This window comes from Gemmatimonadota bacterium, assembly GCA_040388535.1.
GTDB lineage: Bacteria > Gemmatimonadota > Gemmatimonadetes > Gemmatimonadales > GWC2-71-9 > Palsa-1233.
On record JAZKBR010000007.1, the window covers coordinates 325,213 to 347,890 of the forward strand.

Genomic DNA, 22,678 nt, shown 5'->3' on the forward strand with positions numbered 1-22,678 from the left:
TCCTCGCGCACAGCGGCGGCTTCAACCCGCGAAGAGCTGCAGCATCGGCGGAGGCCCCGATGCAACAGACTCGGCCACTACCAGCCGCACGCGGCGAAGGGTGGCTGTCGGAAAGCGGACGATTCGCTTATGGCCAATCGTCGTACCGGAGGCCAGTGGTAACCACCCGTCGTTCGCTTGACCCTCGAGTCGCCAGTGCGCCACCACCTGCCCCTGCGCAATATCCTCCGCGAGGAGGGCGAGTCCCACGGGCGTGGGGCGGCGGAAGTCATGCTGCACGGTCAGGCGCGTGGCACCGACGTGGCCCGGGGCCGCACGCGTCGGGACCAACGGATGTCCGAACAGCCGATCGAGCGCGCCCCGCATGCCGGCCAGTCGTGCGACATCCGTTGGATGCAGCAGACCTTCACGCGTCGGAGGAACGTTGAGGAGCAGCTTGGAATTTCTCCCCACCGAGCTGAAGTAAAGCGACACCAGATCATCCACGGTGCGAACCTTGTCGTCGTCGGCGGGGTGATAGAACCAGCCTGGGCGAATCGAGGTGTCGGTCTCGCCTGGCCGCCAGACCGTGCCGTCCGGATCGCCCTCCTGCAGCATTCGGATGACTTCGGGGCCATCACTGCCAGGGACAGGTACCACGCTCGGGTCCACGGTGGACCAGTTCGTTTCCCCAGCCGAGCCACTCTCGTTGCCGATCCAGCGGACATCGGGGCCGGCATCGGAGAAGATCACGGCATCGGGTTGAAGCGTACGCACGAGTCCCCAGTATCGCGGCCAGTCGTACAGTTGCCGGCGGCCAGTCGGCCCTTCACCGTTCGCACCATCGAACCAGACCTCGTGCACCGGACCATATCGGGTGAGGAGTTCGCTGAGCTGATCGCAGTAGAAATCGGAATAGAGCTCGGTGCCATACACGGGCGAGTTGCGATCCCACGGGGAGAGATACAGACCGAGACGGAGGCCGTCCGCCCGACAGGCATCGGCGACCTCACGCACGACATCACCGGCGCCGTTCCGGAAGGGCGATGCCGCGACCGAATGCTTCGTGGTGGCCGTGGGCCAGAGGCAGAAGCCGTCGTGATGTTTGGCTGTCAGCACGACGGTCCGGAAGCCGGCGGCCTTTGCCGCAGAGGTCCACTGGCGCGCATCGAGTGCGGGCGGATTGAAGCTCGCGGGCAGTTCCTTACCGTCGCCCCACTCGCGATCGGAAAAGGTGTTGACGCCGAAGTGCGTGAAGAGCGCGAGTTCATCGCGTTGCCAGAGCAGCTGTGACGCGGAAGGACGCGGCCGGAGCAGCGGCGAGCGGAAACGAAACGGATGGCCGAGCGCCGCCACGGCAGCAAGGGCAATGAAGTCGCGGCGGGGGAGCTCTGTTGCAGACACGGTCTGGCTCCGTGAAAGAATGGTAAGCAGTCTCAAGATAGCTCCCCGGTCGGAGCATCCAATGCGTACATTCCACGCGACGCTCTCTGCGAGGCATGATGCCGATCCGTACAGTTCTCTCCTTGCTGTTCCTCGCGGCCCCGCTCGGCGCCCAGGTGCAGGTGCCCGGCCTCCCGCCGGCGCCGCAGGTCTATCGCATCCGCTCGGCGATCCTCGGTGAAGTCCGCACCATCATTGTCCAGCCGCCACCGCCCGCCGCCACGCTACCGGCCCCCGCGGTAGTGCTCTACCTGCTCGACGGCGACGGACATTTCGATCACGTGCGCGGCATCGTTGACTTCCTCAGCAGCAACGGCAGGCTCCCGCCGGCACTGATCGTGGCGGTGACGAACACCGACCGGACGCGTGACCTCACGCCGCAACTCATCCGCACGCCCGCCGCGGAACGCGCGCGCGATGGGCACGGCGGCGGCAGCGAACAGTTTGCGGCCTTCCTCGAGCGCGAGCTGGTCCCGTTCATCGACAGTGTCTATCCGACCCTGCCCTTCCGGGTCCTGATCGGGCACTCGCTCGGCGGGCTCTTCAACGCGGAGATGCTGGCGAGGCACCCGAAGGTCTTTCAGGCCCATATCGCCATTGACCCGAGCCTCTGGTGGGACCACGAAGCGTCGGTCGACCGTCTTGCCAAGGCGATGCATAGCGGCGCGGTGAGCCGCCCCACCTTCCTCTACCTCGTGTCGGCCAACTCCGGAAGCGAGATGCTCTCGGCGGCACGCCGCGCCGTCGATTCGCTGCAACACCCTGCCCCCGACTTGCTGCGCTTCTGGTATCGCTACTTGCCCGATGAGGATCACGGCTCCGTGGTACACCGGGCAGTCTATGACGGCCTCGAGACGATCTTTCGCGAGTATCGGCTCCCGCCGGATTCCCTGGCACAGACGATGAATGTCGCCGCCGTTGACGGCTGGTTTGCCCGGCTTTCGCAATACTACGGCGTCACCTTCGGCACTCCCGAATTTGCCCTCAACCGTCTCGGGATGACGGTGTTGCGCGCGCATCCTGAAACAGGCCTCGCAATGCTGCAGGCGAACATCCGGCGCTTTCCGAAGTCGGCCAACACCTTCGACACCATGGGTGATGCGCTGCAACAACTCGGTCGGCTGACCGAGGCGCGCGCAGAGTACCAGAAGGCGATCGCCATGGCAAACCGGACCGGCGCGATCATCGGCCCGGTGTCACAGGCGAAACTGGCGGAGCTCGAGAAGCGGATTGGGGGGAAGTAGAGACGAGAGACGAGAGACGAGAGACGAGAGACTAGAGGTTGTCACCCTGAGCGCAGCGAGGGGGCCGAACCTCCATGCGGACCGAAAGATCCGCCCCCTCACTTCGTTCAGGGCGACATTCGTCTCTAGTCTCTCGTCTCTAGTCTCTCGTCTCTTTCGTGGCCCAGGCGCGGAGAATCATCGAACGCAAATCCTCGGGGCCACGTTGCGAGAACCCCGCCAGCCGGAAATACCACTGCGCTGCCAGCGACCGACTCCCCATCCGGATCGCCGCGACGACGGCGCCATCCTGAAGTTCTTCCCCACCGATCCAGCCATCTGTCACCGTGGCTGAATCGGCGAGCACACGCGCGGCGCTGAGCGCGGTCTCGGGATCCCATGCCTGCACTCCGCGACGAAAGTGCAACACCGCGAGCGCCCGCGGTGGCGCGCGATGCGTGATCGCAAAATGCTCGGCCTCATTCCAGAGGGTCGAGTCGATCCAGCCGGCGGTGCCAGAGTGCCGCACCGTCGCAACTTCCAGAAACTGCTGCAGCCACGGCCGCCAGTCGGCCGGCGCCGCATCTCCCGCGACGAGCTGTTGCCAGGCTTGCCAGGCGTATTGCGATCGGGCCACGTATTGCCACGGCAGGCTGTCGCTGGGCGCCGGCGCGCTCTGCCAGCTCCGTTGCCACATCGCTGCAGACCTTCGCAAGCCGGGAAAGAGGAGCGTGGAAAAGTCGACTGGCGCTGCACGTCGATCGCTCAGCGCCCGCGACAGATTGAACCAGCGGTCCCCCAGCGAAAGCATGCCGGTTGCTGTGCGGGATTCGTACCGGCGCCGTTCAGCCCCGAGATCGAGGACGGGATAGAAATCCGAGTTGGCCTGGCCGAATCGATCGAGGACTGGCGCGAGGAGCCGTCGATCTGCAAAGTGTGATGACTCCAACGCCACTGAGGTCAGCGGAAGATTGCGACAGAGGTCCGCTGCGAGTGCGGGCGAGGCGACCGCCGCCTGCCAGTCGGGCGTGGGCAAGGCACCGTCGCGAGACCCGACGAGGACCAGATCGGCGACACCGACCTGGTGAATCTGCCAGTCTGGAAACGCGCGGTGGAACGCGGTCAGGACCGTCAGCAGGAGTTCATCATCGAGTTCGTACGCCTGCAACCACTGAGCGAACACTCCGCCGGGCGCGAGTTGGGCGCGCACGCGGCGGTAGAACTCCTCGGTGAAGAGCCCCGAGACGCCGCTGACCCATGGATTGGATGGCTCCGAGACGATGATGTCCCAGCGGCGGTTGCTCGCCGCAAACCATGACTTGGCGTCGTCGACGACGATGCGTGACCGGGGATCCTCGAACACCCGACGGTTGGCCGGCAGGAAGAAACGGGCGCCATCGATCATGCGCGGCTCGATCTCGATGGTGACCAGTTCCTTGAGGCTCGCTGACGAGAGCATGGCGTGGCTGCTCATCCCCGATCCGAGCCCGATCACGGCGGCGTGAACGGCCTTCGGTCGGTAGGCGAGCGGCACAATTCCCAACAGGAGCTGGGTTGTCTCGTCGCCGTCGAGCGACCGCCTGGGCAACAGGGCGTCGCACGGCGCACGCGACAGCCGACCGAGCGATGCATCCGACTTGCCGTTGGTGGCGAGGACCCGCAGCCCGTTCGGCGACTCCGACACAGTCACCGTCGCGGTACGTCCGTCGCGGTAGTAGCGCATGTCGAGGTTACCGGTGGGGATCACCTTGCCGCTGCGAAAGACTCCCGACGTGAGCATCGTTTCGTCGAATTTTGTCAGCACGACGATCACCACGACCGCCGCAGCGCCCACCATTAACCGGGCTGAATTGCGACGCGAGAGGGTCGTCGTGCGGAGCAGTGCGATCCCGACCGCCACATCGATCGCGCCGCCAAAGATGATCAGCCCCTTGAGCCCGAGCCACGGCAGGAGGAGCAGTCCGGCGAGCGCGGCGCCGAGGATCGATCCGATCGTGTTGACAGCATACACCCTGCCGATTGCGGCTTCGCCCTGCTGCCGCGCGAGAAGCAGCCGGGTGATGAGCGGGAGTGTCATCCCGGCACAGATCGTGGCCGGCAGCATCACCACGAGACAGATGGCGTAGCGCACCACAGTAAAGATCCAGTAACCCGACGCGCTCCTGGTGGTCGCCGCCATCACCAGCTCGACGACGTGAAACGCACCGGTGTAGAGCGGCAGGGTCGCAAGCGCGAGCAGCCCCATCACGACCTGGATCAGTGCGAGCGCGCGGACCGGTTCCGGAAAGCGATCGGCGTTGCGACGAATCCAGAAGGCGCCAAGCGCAAGTCCGAGGATGAAGGCCGAGAGCATCAGTTCGAACGAGTGGGTGGCGCTCCCGAGCAGGAGCGAGAGCATCCGGATCCAGTCGATCTCGTAGCAGAACGAGGCGATCGCGGTAACGAAGGCTGTAGCGAGCAGCAGTCGCGCGAGGCCGTCGGCCGGGGCCGCGCTGGACGCCGCGGGCGCAGGTGCCGGCGGTGCGGCTCCGTGCCGAGCCACGAGAAAGGTCCCCAGCGCCACCACCAGATTGAGGATCGCGGCGGTGACCAGCACACCGGGCAACCCCGCCAGACCCACGAGCACAAATCCGGCGAGGAGGACGCCGATCGAGGCACCGATGGAATTGCTGAAGTAGAGCCACCCGAGAACGCGGCCGGGGGCGGCAGGGGCCCGGCGTAGCACCGCGGCACTCATCAGTGGGAAGGTGGTGCCAAGAAGGACCGATTGCGGCAGGATGAGGATCGCCGCGACTCCCCACTTGGCGAATCCCAGCCAGGGGGTTCCGGCGAGTGCCGGGAAGATGCCGCTGTAGGCCTGATTGGTGATGGCGATGAAGCCATCATGGAAGATCAGGCCGATGAGACCGGCCGCTCCTTCCATCAGCGCGTAGCCGAGCAGGGGATTGGCAAGCCGGTCCGCGCGACGTGCAACCAGCGCGGCCCCCAGTGACATCCCGCCGAGAAAAATCACCAGCACCAGAATCTGGGCATAGGCATCGTGGCCGACGAAGAGGCCGAGATACCGCGTCCATACCGACTCGTACATCAGTCCTGCCGCGCCACTCAGGAAGAAGAGGGCGTAGAGCAGAGGGACCATGCGGGCCGCCGGCATTGGGGACAAACAACAAGAGACTAGAGACTTCAGATTAGAGATGAGAGAGGGCCTCAACCCTCCCCAGTAATCTCGCGTCGGGCTCCCACAATCTCCAGTCTTCGGACTCTAGTCTCTAGTCTCTAGTCTCTAGTCTCTAGTCTCTAGTCTCTGGTTCTCACTCGCTCCGCATCGCCTGGATCGGATCAACTCGCGCCGCACGGCGTGCCGGCACAAACGTGGCCAGCAGGGCCGCGCCGCCAAGGACGGCAGTGACGACCACGAAAGTGATCGGATCTCGCGGGCTCACGCCGTAGAGCATCGAAGCAATGACGCGCGTCACCGCGGCGGCACCGATCAGGCCCAGGGCGAGCCCGGTCAGCACCAGCGTGCCGCCCTGGCGCATCACCATCGCCACGACGCCCCACGGTTTCGCGCCGAGCGCCATCCGGATCCCGATCTCGCGGGTGCGCTGATTGACCAGGTAGGCGATCACCCCGTAGAGCCCGGTGGCAGAGAGAACCAGCGCCACCGCTGCGAAGACTCCCAGCAGCCAGAGGTTGAGGCGACGGGAAGTGAGCGAGAGCGAGATCACGTCGTCCATCGTCATCTCGCGATAGAGTGGCTGGCCAACGTCGAGTTGCCGCAAGGCTGCCCGGATCGCGGGCGTCAGCGAGGTGGGCGGCACGGTGGAGCGAACGACCAGGGTCATGTCGCGCGCGTTCCCGCCGGCCCGGGCCGGGAAATGCAGCTCGGGCATCACCTCGCGATCGAGCCCACCCTGCTTCACGTCACCGACCACGCCAACAATCGTGTACTGCTCGTTCTCGTCGAACTTGATCCGTTGGCCGATCGGATCCTGGTTCGGAAATTCACGCTTCGCCAGTGTCGCGTTGATGAGGATGATACTGGTGGTGTCGCGCAGGTCCTGCTCAGTGAAATCGCGCCCCGCCTTGATCGGAATGTCGAGGGCTGTCAGAAAGCCCGGCGTCGTGTAGCGGAACTCCGCGAGCGGCTCCTTGCCGCGCTCGGGAGCGGGATGGCCCACCACGCTGTAGTTGCCGTTGGTTCCAGTCGACTGGATCGGAAGCCGCGAGATCATCCCCGCCGACCGAACACCCGGGATGGTCCGGATCGCCTCCAGCAACGGCATCGCGAAGTTGCCCTTCCCGGCCCCCGCCGAGTCAGGCAGTGTCAGGTGGGCTGTCAGCACATTCTCGGTGGAAAATCCCGTGGCGGTCCCCTGCAGCAGCAGCAGTCCGCGCAGCAACAGCCCGGCGCCCGCGAGCAGCACCAGCGACAACGCGATCTCGGCCACGACGAGCGCACTCCGGATTCCGGCCTGTGCCCCCGTGCTCCCCCGCATCCCCGCCTGCGTCAGCGATCCACGCAGATCACCGCGGGTCGCCTGCAGCGCGGGAACCAATCCAAAGAGCACCGCTGACACCACGGCAACACCCAGGAGGAAGACGAACATCTTGCCATCGATGGCGAGTTCGCTGGCACGGGGGAGCGCGCGCGCCACCATCGGCTGCAGCGCTTTCAGGCCGAACCACGCAAGCGCGCCGCCGATGATCGCCCCGCCGGTGGCGAGAATCAGCGATTCGATCAGGAATTGACGGACCAGCCTGGCGCGCGATGCACCGAGTGCGAGCCGCACCGACACCTCGTGCTGGCGCGAGGCAGCCCGGGCCAGCAGGAGGTTCGCGACGTTGGCGCAGGCTATGAGCAGTACCAGCCCCACGGCGCCGAGCAGGATCATCAGTGTCGGCTTGATGTTGCCGACGGCATCGGTAAGTACCGGACGGAGGCGAGCCGAACGCGACGGATCCTGGTCAGGATGTTCGCGCTTGATGGCCTCGGCGATCGACTTCAGATCGGTCTCGGCCTGTTCGATGCTCACTCCCGCGCGCAGCCGCCCGGTGACCGCCAGGTTGTGGCTGCCACGTGCCGCGGCCTCCTCTGGCGTCACGATCAGAGGCAACCAGGCCATCGTGTTGATGCTGGCCGCCGCGGGAATGATCCCGATGACCGTGCGTTCGCGACCATCGAGGTTGATGGTGCGCCCGATCAGCGCGGGATCGGCCCCGAAGCGGGTGCGCCAGAGTCGCTCATTGAGAAGCACGACATCGGCCTCGGCGGCCTGCGCATCGGTCGGCGCGAATCCGCGACCTCGCAGCGGAGCAATCCCGAGGGCGGTGAAGTAGTTGGCGGTGACGTTCGAGGCGCTCAGGCGTTCAGTCGCCTCGGTACCACGCAGGACGACACCTGTCGACTTGGAGGCTGCCAGCGAGGAAAAGCTCCGGTTGCGCGTGGCCCAGTCGTCGTAGTTGGGCCAGGAGACACTGCCGTAGCCGTCTCCGCTGCCCATGAAAAATGTTTCGTAAGCGTTCACGACTTCATCGGGCTTCTCGTACGGCAGCGGCTTGAGCAGCACGGTATTGATGATCGAGAAGATGGCGGCGTTGGCGCCAATGCCCAGGCCCAGGCAGAGCAGCACCACGAGGACGAAGCCGGGAGTGCGTGCGAGGGTCCGCAGCGAGAAACGGACGTCGCGACGGACATCGTCGAACCAGGTCAGTCCGCGGGCATCGCGCACTTCGTCCTTGGCGTGTTCCATCCTGCCAAACTCCTGCTCGGCCAGGGCACGAGCTGCATTGGGGGTCATGCCGCGCTCGATATTGCGCGCGGTCTGCATTTCGAGGTGGAAGCGGAGCTCGTCATCGAGATCCTGCTCGAAGCGTCGGCGCCGAAAGAGATTGCGCAGGGTCATCGGTTTCCCCTCACACCGGCTGGAGGACCCAGTGCACCGCCTTGGCGAACTGGGTCCACGTGTGAGTCTCGCGCACCAGCTGCTTGCGCCCGACCGTGGTGAGCCGGTAGAACTTGGCCCTCCGATTATTGGTCGAGATCCCCCATTCCGATTCGATCCACCCCTGCTCCTCTAGCCGGTGCAGCGCAGGGTAGAGCGAACCCTGGTTCACTGTGAGGATCTCGCGCGACCGGTCCTGGATCTGCTGGGCCACGCCCCAGCCATGGTCCGGGCCACGACTCAGCGTCTGCAGGATCAGCAGGGCGAGGGTTCCCTGAAGGAGTTCGGCGGCGGATTCGGGCATCGGAGGTCTCCCACGGTGCGAGGTGATCTCCTGTAGACGGATGAGGGGAGGAAAGGGTTGCAGAACAGAGAAGGGAGAAGCGACAAGGGAGAAGCGGGGGACCCCTGCACCCTTCACCCTTCACCCTTCTCCCTTCTCCCTTCTCCCTCATTGGTATCCGATTTTGCGGTATCTTAGGTCTCGCCCCTCAAACTCGGAGTTCCGCATGCGCCGCCTGGCCGTCGTCCTGTCTGCTACCCTGCTGATCGCCTGTGCCAAGAAGGAGCCGGAGCCGGCCCCGGCCCCACCGGCCGCCGAGCCGGCCGCACCGCCGCCGGCCCCGCCGCCGGTCGACCTCAATGCCGTTGCCGGCACCTGGGATATGAAGACGATGTCGGCGACCAGCGATAGCGCCCTCGTCAACTACACCGTGGTGGCGTCGGCCGATACCGCCGGCTGGATGCTCAACCTCCCCAAGCGGAAGCCGATGAAGCTCTCGATCATGGTCATGGGTGACAGCGTGATGTCGACCGGGCCGGAGTATGAAAGCGTGTTGCGCAAGGGCGTGAAGGTCCGGACCAATTCGACCTTCCACTTCGTCGGCGACAAGGTCACCGGCACCACAGTCGCGCATTACAACATCAAGGGCGCCGACTCGCTGGTGAACCTGCGCGTTGAGGGAACCAGGAAGCCGAAGTAAGGAACAGAGACTAGAGATTGGAGACTAGTGATTAGAGCTGAAGCACTCAGGCCGGCATCGCGTTCCGATGCCGGCCTTTGTGTTGTCACTAGTCTCTAATCTCTAGTCTCTAGTCTCTGTTCACGGCACCAACCCCTTCGCCCCATCTCCGAGACTCGCAACGAGCAGGACCAGCATCTTCGTCGCGGGCAGCGCACTCGGCCAATCAGCCCATTCGGTGACGGTATGCCCATTGGCCCCATACGCACGGCCGACGGCAATACTCGGAATCTTCCGCACCACACCCGGGTTCGCATCGGTGGCGCCACTCGCGACCGCCTCCGCGGCCCCCGGCATCCCGACACTGATACCAAGAGCACGCTGAATATCGACCGCTGTCTGCACCAATGGATGGGCGCGCGCCCCCGCGAGCATCGCGGTCGTCCCGCCCGCCTGATTGCGCGTGTCGATTTCCACACGGAAGCCGACCTTCTCCTTCTCCGCCGCAGAGCGGGCGATCTGCTCGATGCGACGATCAAGCGAATCGAGCAGCACCGGGTCGGGGGAGCGCAAGTCGACGGTGAAGTAGAGCTCCTGCGGGATGCCGTTGAAGATCACCCCGCCGTGCACCTGCCCGATGTTCATGACGGCGCCTTCGGAGAGCGGCGGGAACTGCAACCGGTAGAGCTCATCGACGGCAGTTGCCAGCGCCTTGACCGGCGTCGGCTTTCCCCGCGAGAGCAGCGTGTGCGACCCTGGCGACGTGTAGAAATACCTGGTCCAGTAGATGCCGAGGGCGCCATAGCTCACCGGCCCGAGGCCACCGTCAATAGCGATGAGCAGGTCAGGACGCGGATTGTGCTTGAGCCAGTAGTCCATCCCGCGGATCCCGATCTCCTCCTGCACGGTGCCAATGAAGATCAGATCGCCCCTGGTCACCAGCTTCGCCGCATTGAGCGCGCGGATCGTGGCGAGCATATTGGCCACGCTCGCACTGTTGTCCCACACGCCAGGGGCATGCAGAGTGTCCCCTGAGCGCCGCACCTTGAGCGAGATGTCGAGGTCGTGCACGATATCCATGTGGGCAGCGAAGGCAATGGTCGGCCCGCCGCCGCTTCCCTTCCTGATGCCAGTCACATTGCCGAGTGAATCGACGCTGACCCGCAGCCCCTCGGCCAGCATCGCCTTGCGCACGTACTCGCCGCGCTGCTGTTCGTGCCGCGACTTCCCCACCATTTCGGTAATCGCGACCCACTCATCCACCTGCTTCGGGAAGCCCTGCTCGAGATGCTTGAACGCGGCCTTCACGTCAGCGCGAGCGAGGATCGACGGATTCCAGGCCGAGGGGTAGCTCGGCTCCTGGGCGGGCAGGGTCGTGGCGGCAAGCGTGGCGATGCAGAGAAGCGTGCGCAGCATGAGCACCTGAGGGGGAGAAGGGTACTAGAGACTAGAGACTAGCGACTAGAGAAGGGCCAAAGTGTTGTCATCCTGAGCGAAGCTCGCGCAGCGAGCGGAGTCGAAGGAGCCACGCTCAGTCCCGGAGATTAATCTGTCGCCCAGGATGCAACTTGGTAAGGCGGGCCCAAGGGATGATATTTCGGTCATCCCACGACATGTCCGGAGCCGCAATGCGTCGCAGCTGCACCCTCCTCACCCTGATAGCGCTGGGTATCGCGCCGGCCGGCGCGCAGTCCTTCGCTCCGGTCGACCTGGAAGCAGCGAAAGCGCTGATCGCACGCGTAGTCCCCGGGAAGGCCAGCGGATTTGTCGTCGCCATGATTCCCGATTCTTCAGGTCATGATGTCTTCGAGGTGGAGAACAGCGGCGGGAAGATCGCGCTGCGTGGCAGCAGTGGTGTCGCCATCGCCTCGGCGCTCAACTGGTACCTCGAGCAGGTCGCGGGCGTGAACGTCTCGCTTCCGCTCAAGCCGATTCACCTCGCGGGCCCGCTGAAGCCGGTGCCACGGAAGGTGCGCCAGAGCACCCAGTTCCTGCTGCGCTACTTCTTCAACTACTGCACCTTCTCCTATTCGATGGCGTGGTGGGACTGGGCGGACTGGCAACGGATGATCGACTGGATGGCGCTCAAGGGAATCAACATGCCCCTCGCCGTGACCGGTCAGGAGGCCGTCTGGCGCGCAACCTTGCGTGACGTGGGTTTCAGCCGCGATCAGATCGCCGCGTTCCTGGTCGGCCCCGCCTACCTGCCGTGGGGATGGATGGGCAACATCGATGGACTCGGCGGCCCGCTCCCCGATTCGTGGATCGACAGCCATATCACCCTCGAACGACAAATCCTGGCGCGTGAGCGCTCCCTCGGGATGAAGCCGGTCCTGCAAGGATTCACGGGGCACGTCCCCGAGGCGATCAAGCAGGTGTTCCCTGCGGCGAAGATCCATCGCACGGGCGACTGGTCGGCCGGCTTCTCGGGCACCTGGTTCCTCGATCCGCTCGATCCACTCTTCCAGCGCATCGGGAAGCGCTTCATCGAGCGGCAGAGGGAACTCTTCGGCACCGATCATCTCTATGCTGCGGATCCGTTCAACGAGATTGATCCGCCGTCGAACGACTCGACCTTTCTCGCTGGCATGGGCCGCACCATCTACAACTCGATGCATTCGGGCGACCCCGACGCGACCTGGATCCTGCAGGGATGGTTCCTCTACTACCAGGCGAAGTTCTGGCAGGAGCCACAGGCCCGTGCCCTCCTCGGCGCGGTTCCCGACGACCGGATGATCGTGCTCGATCTCTGGGGCGATCGCCACCCGGTGTGGCAGAAGCGCCAGGCCTTCTACGGCAAGCCGTGGATCTGGAACGTGCTCTACAATTTCGGCGGCAAGGTCAGTGTCAACGGCGATCTGCCGAGCATCGCGACGAATCTCGACAGCGCCCTCGCGAGCCCGGCCAAGGGGAAGCTCAGCGGCCTCGGAATGATGATGGAGGGGCTCGGGGTGAACCCGATTGTCCCCGATTTCGTGATGGACCAGACGTGGCGATCCCGGGTACCGGCCATCGAGGGGTGGACGCGGGAATACGTCGCGCGACGCTATGGCAAGGCGAATACCGCCGCGTGGTCAGCGTGGCAACTCCTGCTCGGCACGGCATTCAAATCGCCAGCGCAGACCGGGAACTTTCTCGCGGAGCGGCCAGGGTTCTATTCGAAGGGGAGCGCGTATCGCACCGAGCCCGTGGCGCCGTACGATGGCAAGCTTCTGGAACAGGCGCTCGACTCGCTGCTGAGCGCCGCACCACAGCTCGGCGCGAACGATGCCTATCGCTACGATCTGGTGAACCTGGCACGACAGGTCCTGGGGCAACGCGGCATCACCTACGTGAACCGCGTTGAGAGTGCCTTCAACAAGCGCGATCGCGCGGCACTACTCGCGGCAGAGCACGACATCACCACGCTGCTGCGCGACCTCGATGCCCTCGTCGGGACGCGCGAGGAATTTCTCCTGGGCAAGTGGATTGCGGATGCCAGGCGCTGGGGCAGCACCGATGCCGAGCGACACCTCTACGAATGGAACGCACGGAACATCATCACCCTCTGGGGCACCAAGTGCACCGAGGGTCAGAACGACGACCTCAATCTCTATGCCTTCAAGGAGTGGGAGGGAATGTTCAGCGGCTACTTCCTGCCCCGATGGGAGGCGTTCTTTGCTGCGCTGAATCACTCGCTCGACACCGGGACGCCGTTCGATCGGAAGCCGTTTGCCAGCGCCATGTGTGACTGGGAGCAGCGGTGGTCGAAGGGGAGCGCGCCGTTCGCCACGATGACGAAAGGCGACGAGATCGCGATGACGCGGGCGTTGTGGAGGAAGTATCGGTGATCAATGGGCGCTGGGCGACGGGCCGATTGTCATCCTGAGCGAAGCGAGCCGCAGGCGAGCGCAGTCGAAGGAGCTGCTACCCGCCCGCGAAGAGACGCTCGAGTTCTATGCTGCACGGGGTCGCAATACCCGGATGCCGCCACTCCAGCCGCTCGCGCTCGATGACGGGGAACCGAGCATCGGGGGTCCAGACTTCGACCAGCTGCTGATCGAGATCCACGATCCAGTAGGTCGGCACTCCCTGCTCCTGGTAGAGTCGGCGCTTGGTGAAGCGATCGGCGCGGCTACTCGAGGGGGAGAGCACTTCGACGGAGAGATACAGCGTCCGGATATCACTCCAGCGCCACGTCTGGGTGAACCCGGCGAGGTCCGCCACGAAGAGGTCGGGCTGTACCAGGGTGTCGTCGCCGAACGAGATGTCGGCAGGTGAGACGAGCAAGTCCTCAATGCCGTGCGCGCGCAGATACGTATCGAGCGCGTACCGCAATCGCCCGAGGACGAACTGATGCTTGCCGCCGGGCGCAGGAGTCACCAGCAGCTCGCCGTGAACGGTTTCGTAGCGATTCCCGTCGTCCGGAAGGGCGCGAACATCCTCGGCGCTGTAATAGCTCGTGAGCGGCATGGACATAGTATCGTCTCGGCAGCGGATAGGCGGCAAGTGGGCGACATCTACCCAAGGTGATCGACCGCGGCTCACGGCCAACGCACAGTCCAGCGGCCGGCGGTACCTTATTACGCACTACCCCGAGGAGCCTCAATGCCATCCCGTCGCGAATTCATCTCCGTATCTGCCGTCGCCATGGCAGCGACCCGCTGGTCGATTCCCCGACTCGAGGCGCGCGGCACCGTGAAGACCATCCTCTTTCAGGGCGATTCGATCACCGACGCCGGTCGCAATCGCGCGAAGACCGGCGCGAACGACATCGCTGGCCTCGGCAATGGCTATCCCCTGCTCCTCGCGGCCGAACTTCGCGAGCGGAACCCGGCGGCGGATCTTCAGGTGCTCAATCGCGGCATCAGTGGGCATCGGGTGCCCGACCTGGCTGCGCGCTGGCAGGCCGATACCATCGCGCTGGCGCCGGATCTCCTGTCGATCCTGATCGGCGTCAACGACATCTGGCACACACGCAACAAGAACTACGACGGCACGCCAGCCAAGTACGAGTCGGGCTACAACGAGCTACTCGCGAATACGCGCAGCGCGTTGCCACAGATCCGGCTCGTCGTGATGGAGCCGTTCGTCCTGCGCGTCGGGGCCGTGGATGACACCTGGTTTCCGGAGTTCGATCACTACCGCGCCGCGGCGAAGCGGGTCGCGAAGAGTGCCGGGGCGACGTTCGTGCCGCTGCACGACTATCTCACTGATCTCGCGAAGAAGTCCGGGCCGGCATACTGGGCGGCCGACGGCGTCCATCCGACGCTTGCCGGGCATCAGGCGATTGCGGCGCAGTGGATGAGGGTCGTGAAAATGGGGTGAGGGAGAAGGGAGAAGGGAGAAGGGGGAAGGGAGAAGAAGAAGGGGGAAAGGGAACGAGGGAAGCGAGGAGGGGAAGGAATGGTCTGGAACATTGTACACGTGTCGCGCCGGCTGGCCGTGACCTTGTCGCTGTTGCTTCCGCTGGTGCGTCCCGCGCAAGCACAACGTCCCGCCGCCGACTCGATTCGCATCGCGCGCCTCACCTCGCTCGGCCACCTCTGGGGCGTCGTCAGGTATTTCCATCCCGCCCTCGCGGAAGGGAGTCGTGACTGGGACGCGAACACGACGATCGCGGTCGACGCCGTGCGTGCGGCCGGAAGCCGGGAGGAGTACTCCGCCGCCGTAAGCCGCCTGCTCGCCACGCTGCACGATCCTGCCACGCACATCGACTCACCCGCGGTGACAGCGCCCGGTGCTCCAGCCGCAGTTTCGGCATCGTGGAGTGTTGCAGGAGTCGACAGCACCCTGATCATTCGCATTCCGGAATGGACGAATCGATCGACGCGAGCGGTGCGGCAGCTATCTGCAGACATCCAGCGCGCTACGCACCTCGTCTTCGACGTGCGGGGCAGCGGCTCCGCCGATGCGGCCAACGCATCGGCACACTTTGCGGTGGCTGGCCTGGACTCGCTGCTTCCTGCGGTGGCGACCGCGATGCCACCGATGCTTCGGCGGCTGCACGATGGTTTCCGGTCGGAATCCGGCACGACGACCGGGCGTTACTGGTCGGGCACCTATGAGCGACCGGGGAAACGCTTCCCCGCCGGTCGCGGCGCCGCTCGGGGTCCGATTGCCTTCCTGATGAACCCCGACTCGGACATCCCTGACATCGTCCTGGCACTTCGGGAGAATGGTCAGGCGGCTATTGTGGTCGAGGGCGATTCGCGACTTCTCGCGGCCACTGCCGAGGGATACGAAGTCGACCTCGGCGAGGGGGTGCACGCCACGATCCGGGTAGGCGAGCTCGCCGGTGTCGTGGCCGACACCGCGGTCGCGCGTGGTGCGGGTGATGATGCCCCGCTTGCTGCAGCAGTGATGCTGGCACGTCGCGCAAGCACACCTCCACGCCAGACAATGACGCCCGCAGCTGCGGTATCAATGGCGAATGCGTTGCCGGAGGCGCCCTTCCCTTCCACTGGCTATCGGGTGCTCGCCGCCTATCAGTGGTGGAACGCCATTCATTATTTCTATCCATACCTCGCGCTTACCGGCGAGAATTGGGATGCCGTGCTCCCCGCCGGCATTCGGGTGATGGAGTCAGCACGGGACTCGATGGAATACGTGCTGGGCGTCGCGACGATGGCGACCAGGATCCACGACTCGCACGGTTTCATCATCTCGCCGACGATGGAGAGTCACTACGGCACCGCCTACGTCGCCGCACACGTGCAATACATCGGCGGCGTACCGGTCGTCGTCTCGGTCGGTGGAGACTCCGCGACGCGCGCGAGCGGACTCGCCGTAGGTGACGTCATCCTGCGGGTTGACGGCGAGAGCGCGGCGGCGAAACGAGCGAGACTGGCACCGTACATCCCGCACTCCACCCCGCAGTCGCTCGATGCCCTTGTGGCACGCGGGATTTTCTCCGGCCCGCCTGGCGCGGCCCAGGTCGTTGTGAACGATCGCCGCGGTCGGGTGCGCACGCTGACCGTCCCCCGGACGTCGGAGATGGCCGCCTTTCTCGGATCTCCGCGTTTCGGCCCGATCCTGCGACTCTTGCCGGGAAACATCGGGTATGCCGATCTCTCCCGACTGACGGTGCAGATGGTCGACAGCATGTTCGCGATGTTCAGTCAGACGACAGCCATCATCTTTGACGATCGTGGCTATCCCCAAGGCACCGTATGGGCGATCGCCGCGCGCCTCACCGAACAGCAGCACGTTGCCGCTGCCCGTTTCGATCGGCGGCTGGTGATGTCGCCCGATTCCACCAGCTGGGCCACCACATCATTTGTGCAGTATCTCCCCGGCCCGAAGGGGCCGCGGTATCGCGGTCAGACGGTGGTACTCGTGGATGAGCGCAGCCTGAGTCAGGCGGAGCACACGGTGCTCTTTCTCAAGGCGGCGAACCAGTCGCTCGTGATCGGGTCGCCGACGATGGGGGCAAATGGAGATGTCACCAACGTCGCGCTTTCCGGTGACGTGACCGTCTATTTCACGGGGCAGAGCGTGACCCATGTCGATGGCCGAGCGCTGCAGCGAGTGGGTATTCAGCCAGATATTTTCGTCCGCCCCACCCTCAAGGGCATCCGCGCCGGCCGGGATGAAGTCCTCGACCGCGCCATCCAGTACCTGCTTCCCAGGGCCCCAGTGAAGCCGTGATCTGCCTCACGCGCGCCGCCGCCATCGCGCTCTGCTGCACCGCAGCGGCTACCGGACTGCAGGCGCAGTCACTGACGCTGCATCGGGTCTCGACACCAATTCGACTCGATGGGATTCTCGATGAAGCCGCCTGGCTGACGCTTGACGTGTTGCCGCTGACGATGTTCCGCCCAACGGCAGGAGCCACGCCGACCGAATCCGCCGAGGTGCGGATCGGGTATGACGATCACGATGTGTACATCGGCGCGCGGCTGGGCATGCGAAATGCGCGCGCGATCCGCTCCCAGACGCTGACGCGCGATGGGCTCGGTGTCGACGACTGGTTCCGGGTGCTGCTCGATCCGTATCACGATCGGCAGAGTGGCGTCGAGTTCCGCACCAATCCCGCAGGCGCACAGTACGATGCCGCAGTGTCGGCCGATGGCGCCGTCGTGAACGAAAGCTGGAACAGCGTCTGGAGCGTGGCCACAGCGCGCAGCGCCTCCGGCTGGACGCTCGAAATGCGGATTCCCCTGTCGTCCCTCCGCTTTCAGGTCGTCAACAATCAGGTCACGATGGGCCTGCTGATTACCCGGTTCATCACGGAGTCGAACGAGTGGTCGACCTTTCCGGCGGTCGATCCTCACTTCCCGAACGCCGATGCGCAGCCCTCGCTCGCACAGGCCGTTATTCTCGAAGGGGTGCGGCCGACGCGACCGGCCTACCTGACTCCGTACCTGTTGGCGGGAGTCGCCTCAACCAACGACCCGTCGGCTGACGGAAGCAGCATCGTGCATTCGCGGTCGACGACTCGCGAGCTGGGGGGCGATCTCAAGGTCGCCCTCACCTCGAACCTCAATCTCGACCTCACCGCGAATACCGACTTCGCCCAGGTCGAGTCCGATGACCAGCAGGTCAACCTCACTCGCTTCGACCTTTCGTTCGAGGAGAAGCGTCAATTTTTCCAGGAGGGGGCGGGAATCTTTGCCGTCGACCTGAGCGGCCTCGGCGGACCGGAGACGATGTTCTACAGTCGCCGCATCGGCCTCGCCGACGATGGTCGACCGCTGCGGATCTACGGTGGGGCGCGGCTTGTCGGTCGGGTCGGCGGCTGGGATGTCGGAGCACTCGACATGCAGGCGGCCATCCCCGATGGATCGGAGAGCGAAAACCTCGGTGTCTGGCGGGTGAGACGTCAGATTTTCAACGATCAGTCGACCGTCGGTGCCATCGCGACAACCAGGCTCGGCGTTCCGGGGCAGCACAATACCGCGTACGCGATCGACGGCCACGTGCGGGTGCTCCCGCGCGACTATGCCCTCTTCAATGTGGGGCAGTCAGCGGATGACCGGCTCCCCAGTCATGGATGGGATAGCCGGCTGATGCAGGTCGGGATCGAGCGACCGCCCAGTCTGGAGTCGGAAGGGTTCACCTATCGAGCCGGCGTGCAATGGGCCGGCAAGGAGTTCGCCCCGGGGCTCGGCTTCTTCCCGCGCAACGACTACACGCTCTGGTACGGTGAGGCGCACTACGGCATCAATCCGGGCCCCAAATCCATTTTCCAGATCATCCAGCCCAACCTGACATCGTTTCGCTACGCCGGCAATGCCGACGGAACGACTGAAAGCAGCTATAACGCTGGCTACGTGGCCGCGACGCTGCGCTCCGGGAGTTCCGGATACGTCGGACTCATCCGCAATGTGGAACTGCTCCCCGACGGGCTCTTCCTGCCAGACGACGCGACCGTGCCGGCCGGGTCCTACCGGTTCAGTGCATTCAACGCAGGATTTTCGACCGACTCGCGGCACGCCTTCCGGCTCAGCACCTCCCTGACGGTCGGCAAGCTTTACGACGGACAGCAGTTCGACCTGTTCCTGCGACCGACCTGGACCATCTCCCCCCGCCTCGAAGCGAGTGCCTCGCTGGAGCGCAATCGCATTCGCTTCGGGAGTCGGAACCAGGTACTCAATGCCGACCTGGCGCAGTTCAGGTTGCAGGCAGCGTTTACTACGCGGTTCTCGGTTGCGGCCTTCGTGCAATACAATCGGGCGGCGCGACTTGTCGCGGGGAATCTCCGCGCCCGCTATCGCTTCGCCGAGGGTCGCGATCTGTATGTGATTGCGAACAACGCCACCAACAGCGACCGCGACCGCTTCCTCCCCCTCGGCCCTCGCCTGCCGGTCGAGCAGAACCAGGCACTGCTGGTGAAGTACTCGCATATGCTGGTGTGGTAGCGCCGCGGCCCGGGCTTCCCGCGTCTATGCCGACTGCACCATCTCCCGCACCATTTCGGTTGTCCGTCGGAAGTCGATCTTCCCGCTTCCCATCGTGGGGATCTCCTCGATCACCACGAATCCCTTGGGGAGCGCGATGTTGGGCAGCTCGCTGGACATCTGTTTGAGCACGGCGGCTTCGTCCACCTGTTGTGACACCGCGGCAATGATTTTGGCGCCACGCACGCCATCCGGCACTTCGACCACGCAACAGGCGACACCCTCGGGGAGGAACTGCTCCAACACGTTCTCGACCCGGATCAGCGACACCATCTCGCCACCGATCTTCACGAACCGTCGCAGTCGCCCCACGTGCCAGAGGTATCCCTCGGCGTCCTGGTATCCCATATCGCCGGTGTCGTACCAGCCATGGCGGTGGCTCTGGGCCGTCGCCTCGAAGTCATCGAAATAGCCCGGCGTCACCGAGTCTCCCTGCACCAGGATCTTGCCGATCTCGCCCGTGGCGCAGGTCTCGCCGGTCTCGTAGTGCTCCAGCCGGACCTTCACGTTGGGAAGCGGCAGCCCCACGGAACCGGGGCGATTCCTGCCGGGGAGGTTCACCGATATGACGGGCGATGTCTCGGTGCAGCCGTAGCCTTCGAGCAATACCAGCTGGTGCTTCTCGAAGAATTCCTGACGCAACGACTCCGGCGTCTTGTCGGCGCCAGTGAGCATGATCCGGCACGACGCGAAGTCACCGGGCTCCGACTTGCGGAGGTAGCCCCACATGAAGACCGGCGTCCCCACGACGAAGGTGACCTTCTCTTCGCGGATGATCTCGCAGATAGTCTTGAACTCGAGCGGATTGGCGTAGGTAACGATGCTCATCCCGTACCGCAGCGGCAGCCACATGTTCGTCGTGAGACCGAAGACGTGAAAGAGCGGCAGATTGGCGAGGAAGATCTCGTCGGAGCTGAGTTCGATCACTTCGGCGATGCCCGCGAGATTGGCGACAATGTTCTTGTGGGTGAGGAGCACCGCCTTGGGGTCGCGCTCGGAGCCCGAAGTGAAGAGGACCACGGCGTTGTCGTTCTCGGAGCCGCCGTGCACGCTCTTCAGCAGCAAGGAAAGCGGCAAGAGCGAGCGGAGCTTCGCCTTTGCCTTGTCGAGGGCGGTGATCTGCTTCATCAGATCTTCGATGAAGATCATGCCGGGCAACTCGGGGCAATTGATCTTCTTGAGCAGTGCCCGCGAGGTAACAATGGTGCGGAAGGCACATTTCTTCCGGGCGTATTCGCAGTTCTGTGCCGCGCCGGTGGAGTAGTTGATCATCACCGGCGTGCGACCGCTCAGCAGGGTCCCGAGCACCGAGAGGATGCACCCCGCCGAGGTGGGGAGCATCACCCCGATGAATCCCTCGTCGCCCTGCCTGAACTTCTCGGCGAGAATCAGCGACGCCACCAGGGTGCGGCTGTATGAAAGGCGAGTGCCGGTGGTGCGATCGACAATAGCGATGCGGCCACCGGCGGTCTTGGCGGTGCGGAGGAACTGGTGGTGGAGGAGCACGCTCAGTGCAGGCCGAGCTTCTTGGCCGTGAAGGTGCGCGAATAGATCTGCGGCAGCGTGGCTCCGGTCGACCTGTCGTAGGCCTGCTGAAACAGCGCACGAGCGCGCGCAGTATCGCCCTTCTTCTCCAGCGTCATCCCCATCAGCACGACCTGGAAGGGATCATTCGGGAGCGACTTCATCGTCTGCGTGAAGTTCGCTTCGGCCGTGGCGAGGTCGTTCGTGTAAAGCGCCACGTAGCCCACGAGGTAGGGGTAGTAGACCTCTTGCGCCTTCGCGAGCGTGGTATCGGAATCGAGGAGCCGCCGGGCCTCGGTGACCCAGTGCTTCGCCTCGGTCGCGTTGCCGCGACGGGCGGCGAGGCGACCGAGCGCGTGGGCGAGGCGATAATCCCAGAGCGCCTTGGCATGAGTGCGGGGCTCGGGCTCCGCCAGGCCGAGGGCCGCGCCGCGGCGATAGAGCTTCTCGGCCCGATCGAGGTCGCCGTTGTCGATGCAGATGCGAGCGGCCTCGTTGGCGATCTCGCCTTCCTGGTTGTGCGCATTCTGCGGTTCGGCCACGCGGCGCGAGGCCCAGTAGGCGAGGACCTGCTCCTCGAGCTCGGTCGATTTGGTGCAGTTGCCGTCGTAGGCATAGGAGACGGCGAGGCGGCGAGTGGCGGCAGCGCGGAGGGCCGCGTCGGGGGCCGATTTGATCAGCGCCGAATAGATCGCACGGGCTTCCGTGTGCTTCCCCGAGGCGTCGATGGTCGCGGCGGCGGTGAAGGAGTCGGCGCGGGTGGCCTGGGCTGAGAGGGTTGGGGCGAGAGCGAGGGACGCGAGCAAGAGCGCGACCGTTGGTGTCGTGGCAGTCATGGGGTGCTCCGGTGCGGGGGATGGTGAAAGGATAATGCGCCCCCCCGTGCACGCCGAGGCCGCTTCTCCGTCCCAAGCGTGATGAATCGAGATTTCCTCGTCCACGATTCGGCGGTCCGCGCCCTGAAGCACTGGCCCGGTCTCGCTGTCTACGAGCTCCGCTACCCCCCGGACCGGGCGCATCAGCTTGCGTCCCTGATCGATTCACACGGGCTGGAGCAGTGCCTCTGGGTCCTCGATCACCTGTCGGGGGAATGTGCGACCCGGGCCCGGATCGCGTTCGCGGCGTGGTGCGTCGATCGTGGCATCCGGAGCTTCGAGAGTACCTGCCCGGTCGATGGCAGGGCCCGGGATGCCGTGTTCGCGGCGAGGCGATGGGTCACCTCGCCCACGGGTGAGTACCAGCACGCCGCCGCCGTGGCGCTCCTCGATGCCTGGCGTGCCTCGCGCGCCTGCTCGCAGGTGGGCGCGCTGCTGGCGAAGGCGGCGACCCACATCATGGATGAATCGCGGAGCACCGCCGCCCTGGTCCGCTCGGCCTTCGCCCAGCGCGGCACCTGCGCCTGGCATGGGGAGCTCGAGGTGCAGATCGGCGGGTTGAGGAATTTGCTGAGTGGGAGAGATCCGTAGATCGAGAAGGAGAACGCGGGCGGGAGAATGCCCCGGTGGTGCCGCGCTTGCGCGGCACGGGTCTTCCCGTCGAGTTGAGCTTCGCGGCTTCCGGTAACGCGGATACCCGTGCCGCCCAAGGGCGGCACCACCAAGGAGTCCCCATCACCCGCCAGAACAGAAAACCGCCCCTCCGGTACCATCCCGGCGGGGCGGAGATCTATGGGCCAAGGAGGAGTTGAACCTCCGACCTCACGCTTATCAGGCATCAGCGAC

15 protein-coding genes are annotated in these 22,678 nt (G+C 64.9%); 7 read left to right on the plus strand and 8 right to left on the minus strand.

Annotated features, from left to right (window positions below; translation table 11 throughout):
- Nucleotides 1-21 precede the first annotated feature (21 nt).
- Nucleotides 22-1,383, minus strand: a complete 1,362-nt coding sequence (locus V4558_14810) for an alpha-L-fucosidase (protein ID MES2306771.1) — start codon at nt 1,381-1,383, stop codon at nt 22-24.
- Between the two features lie 98 nt (nt 1,384-1,481).
- On the opposite strand from V4558_14810, the gene V4558_14815 reads away from it, so the two are divergent.
- Complete coding sequence (locus V4558_14815; protein ID MES2306772.1) at nt 1,482-2,666, plus strand: alpha/beta hydrolase-fold protein; 1,185 nt, start codon at nt 1,482-1,484, stop codon at nt 2,664-2,666.
- A gap of 139 nt (nt 2,667-2,805) precedes the next feature.
- Here the strand turns inward: V4558_14815 and V4558_14820 are convergent, their stop codons facing one another.
- From V4558_14820 to V4558_14830, 3 genes are all read right to left on the minus strand, one after another.
- Complete coding sequence (locus tag V4558_14820; protein MES2306773.1) at nt 2,806-5,784, minus strand: fused MFS/spermidine synthase; 2,979 nt, start codon at nt 5,782-5,784, stop codon at nt 2,806-2,808.
- A 172-nt stretch (nt 5,785-5,956) separates the two neighbouring features.
- Nucleotides 5,957-8,551, minus strand: a complete 2,595-nt coding sequence (locus V4558_14825) for an ABC transporter permease (GenBank protein MES2306774.1) — start codon at nt 8,549-8,551, stop codon at nt 5,957-5,959.
- Nucleotides 8,552-8,561: 10 nt separating this feature from the next.
- On the minus strand, nt 8,562-8,894 hold the full coding sequence (locus V4558_14830) for a PadR family transcriptional regulator (protein MES2306775.1): 333 nt from the start codon (nt 8,892-8,894) through the stop codon (nt 8,562-8,564).
- Nucleotides 8,895-9,099: 205 nt separating this feature from the next.
- Between V4558_14830 and V4558_14835 the strand changes: the two genes are divergently transcribed.
- Nucleotides 9,100-9,573 (plus strand): hypothetical protein, encoded by a 474-nt coding sequence (locus tag V4558_14835; protein MES2306776.1) that lies wholly within the window; start codon nt 9,100-9,102, stop codon nt 9,571-9,573.
- Nucleotides 9,574-9,693: 120 nt separating this feature from the next.
- Here the strand turns inward: V4558_14835 and V4558_14840 are convergent, their stop codons facing one another.
- Nucleotides 9,694-10,968, minus strand: coding sequence for a M20/M25/M40 family metallo-hydrolase (locus V4558_14840; protein MES2306777.1), 1,275 nt, complete (start codon nt 10,966-10,968; stop codon nt 9,694-9,696).
- A gap of 212 nt (nt 10,969-11,180) precedes the next feature.
- On the opposite strand from V4558_14840, the gene V4558_14845 reads away from it, so the two are divergent.
- Nucleotides 11,181-13,382 (plus strand): alpha-N-acetylglucosaminidase, encoded by a 2,202-nt coding sequence (locus tag V4558_14845; protein MES2306778.1) that lies wholly within the window; start codon nt 11,181-11,183, stop codon nt 13,380-13,382.
- Nucleotides 13,383-13,458: 76 nt separating this feature from the next.
- On the opposite strand, the gene V4558_14850 is transcribed toward V4558_14845, so the two are convergent.
- Nucleotides 13,459-14,010, minus strand: coding sequence for a Uma2 family endonuclease (locus V4558_14850; protein ID MES2306779.1), 552 nt, complete (start codon nt 14,008-14,010; stop codon nt 13,459-13,461).
- Between the two features lie 129 nt (nt 14,011-14,139).
- Between V4558_14850 and V4558_14855 the strand changes: the two genes are divergently transcribed.
- From V4558_14855 to V4558_14865, 3 genes are all read left to right on the plus strand, one after another.
- Nucleotides 14,140-14,859, plus strand: coding sequence for an SGNH/GDSL hydrolase family protein (locus tag V4558_14855; GenBank protein MES2306780.1), 720 nt, complete (start codon nt 14,140-14,142; stop codon nt 14,857-14,859).
- Between the two features lie 78 nt (nt 14,860-14,937).
- Nucleotides 14,938-17,181 carry a S41 family peptidase gene (locus tag V4558_14860; GenBank protein MES2306781.1) on the plus strand — a complete coding sequence of 748 codons (2,244 nt, stop codon included), beginning with the start codon at nt 14,938-14,940 and terminating at the stop codon, nt 17,179-17,181.
- Nucleotides 17,178-19,394 carry a DUF5916 domain-containing protein gene (locus V4558_14865; GenBank protein ID MES2306782.1) on the plus strand — a complete coding sequence of 739 codons (2,217 nt, stop codon included), beginning with the start codon at nt 17,178-17,180 and terminating at the stop codon, nt 19,392-19,394. The genes V4558_14860 and V4558_14865 overlap by 4 nt, the downstream gene beginning before the upstream one ends.
- A gap of 24 nt (nt 19,395-19,418) precedes the next feature.
- On the opposite strand, the gene V4558_14870 is transcribed toward V4558_14865, so the two are convergent.
- A complete protein-coding gene (locus tag V4558_14870) occupies nt 19,419-20,939 on the minus strand; it encodes an AMP-binding protein (GenBank protein MES2306783.1) in 1,521 nt (506 codons plus the stop codon).
- Between the two features lie 2 nt (nt 20,940-20,941).
- Nucleotides 20,942-21,793, minus strand: a complete 852-nt coding sequence (locus V4558_14875; protein ID MES2306784.1) for a tetratricopeptide repeat protein — start codon at nt 21,791-21,793, stop codon at nt 20,942-20,944.
- A gap of 81 nt (nt 21,794-21,874) precedes the next feature.
- Here V4558_14875 and V4558_14880 point away from each other — a divergent pair, with 81 nt between their 5' ends.
- On the plus strand, nt 21,875-22,423 hold the full coding sequence (locus V4558_14880; protein MES2306785.1) for a hypothetical protein: 549 nt from the start codon (nt 21,875-21,877) through the stop codon (nt 22,421-22,423).
- Nucleotides 22,424-22,678 lie beyond the last annotated feature (255 nt).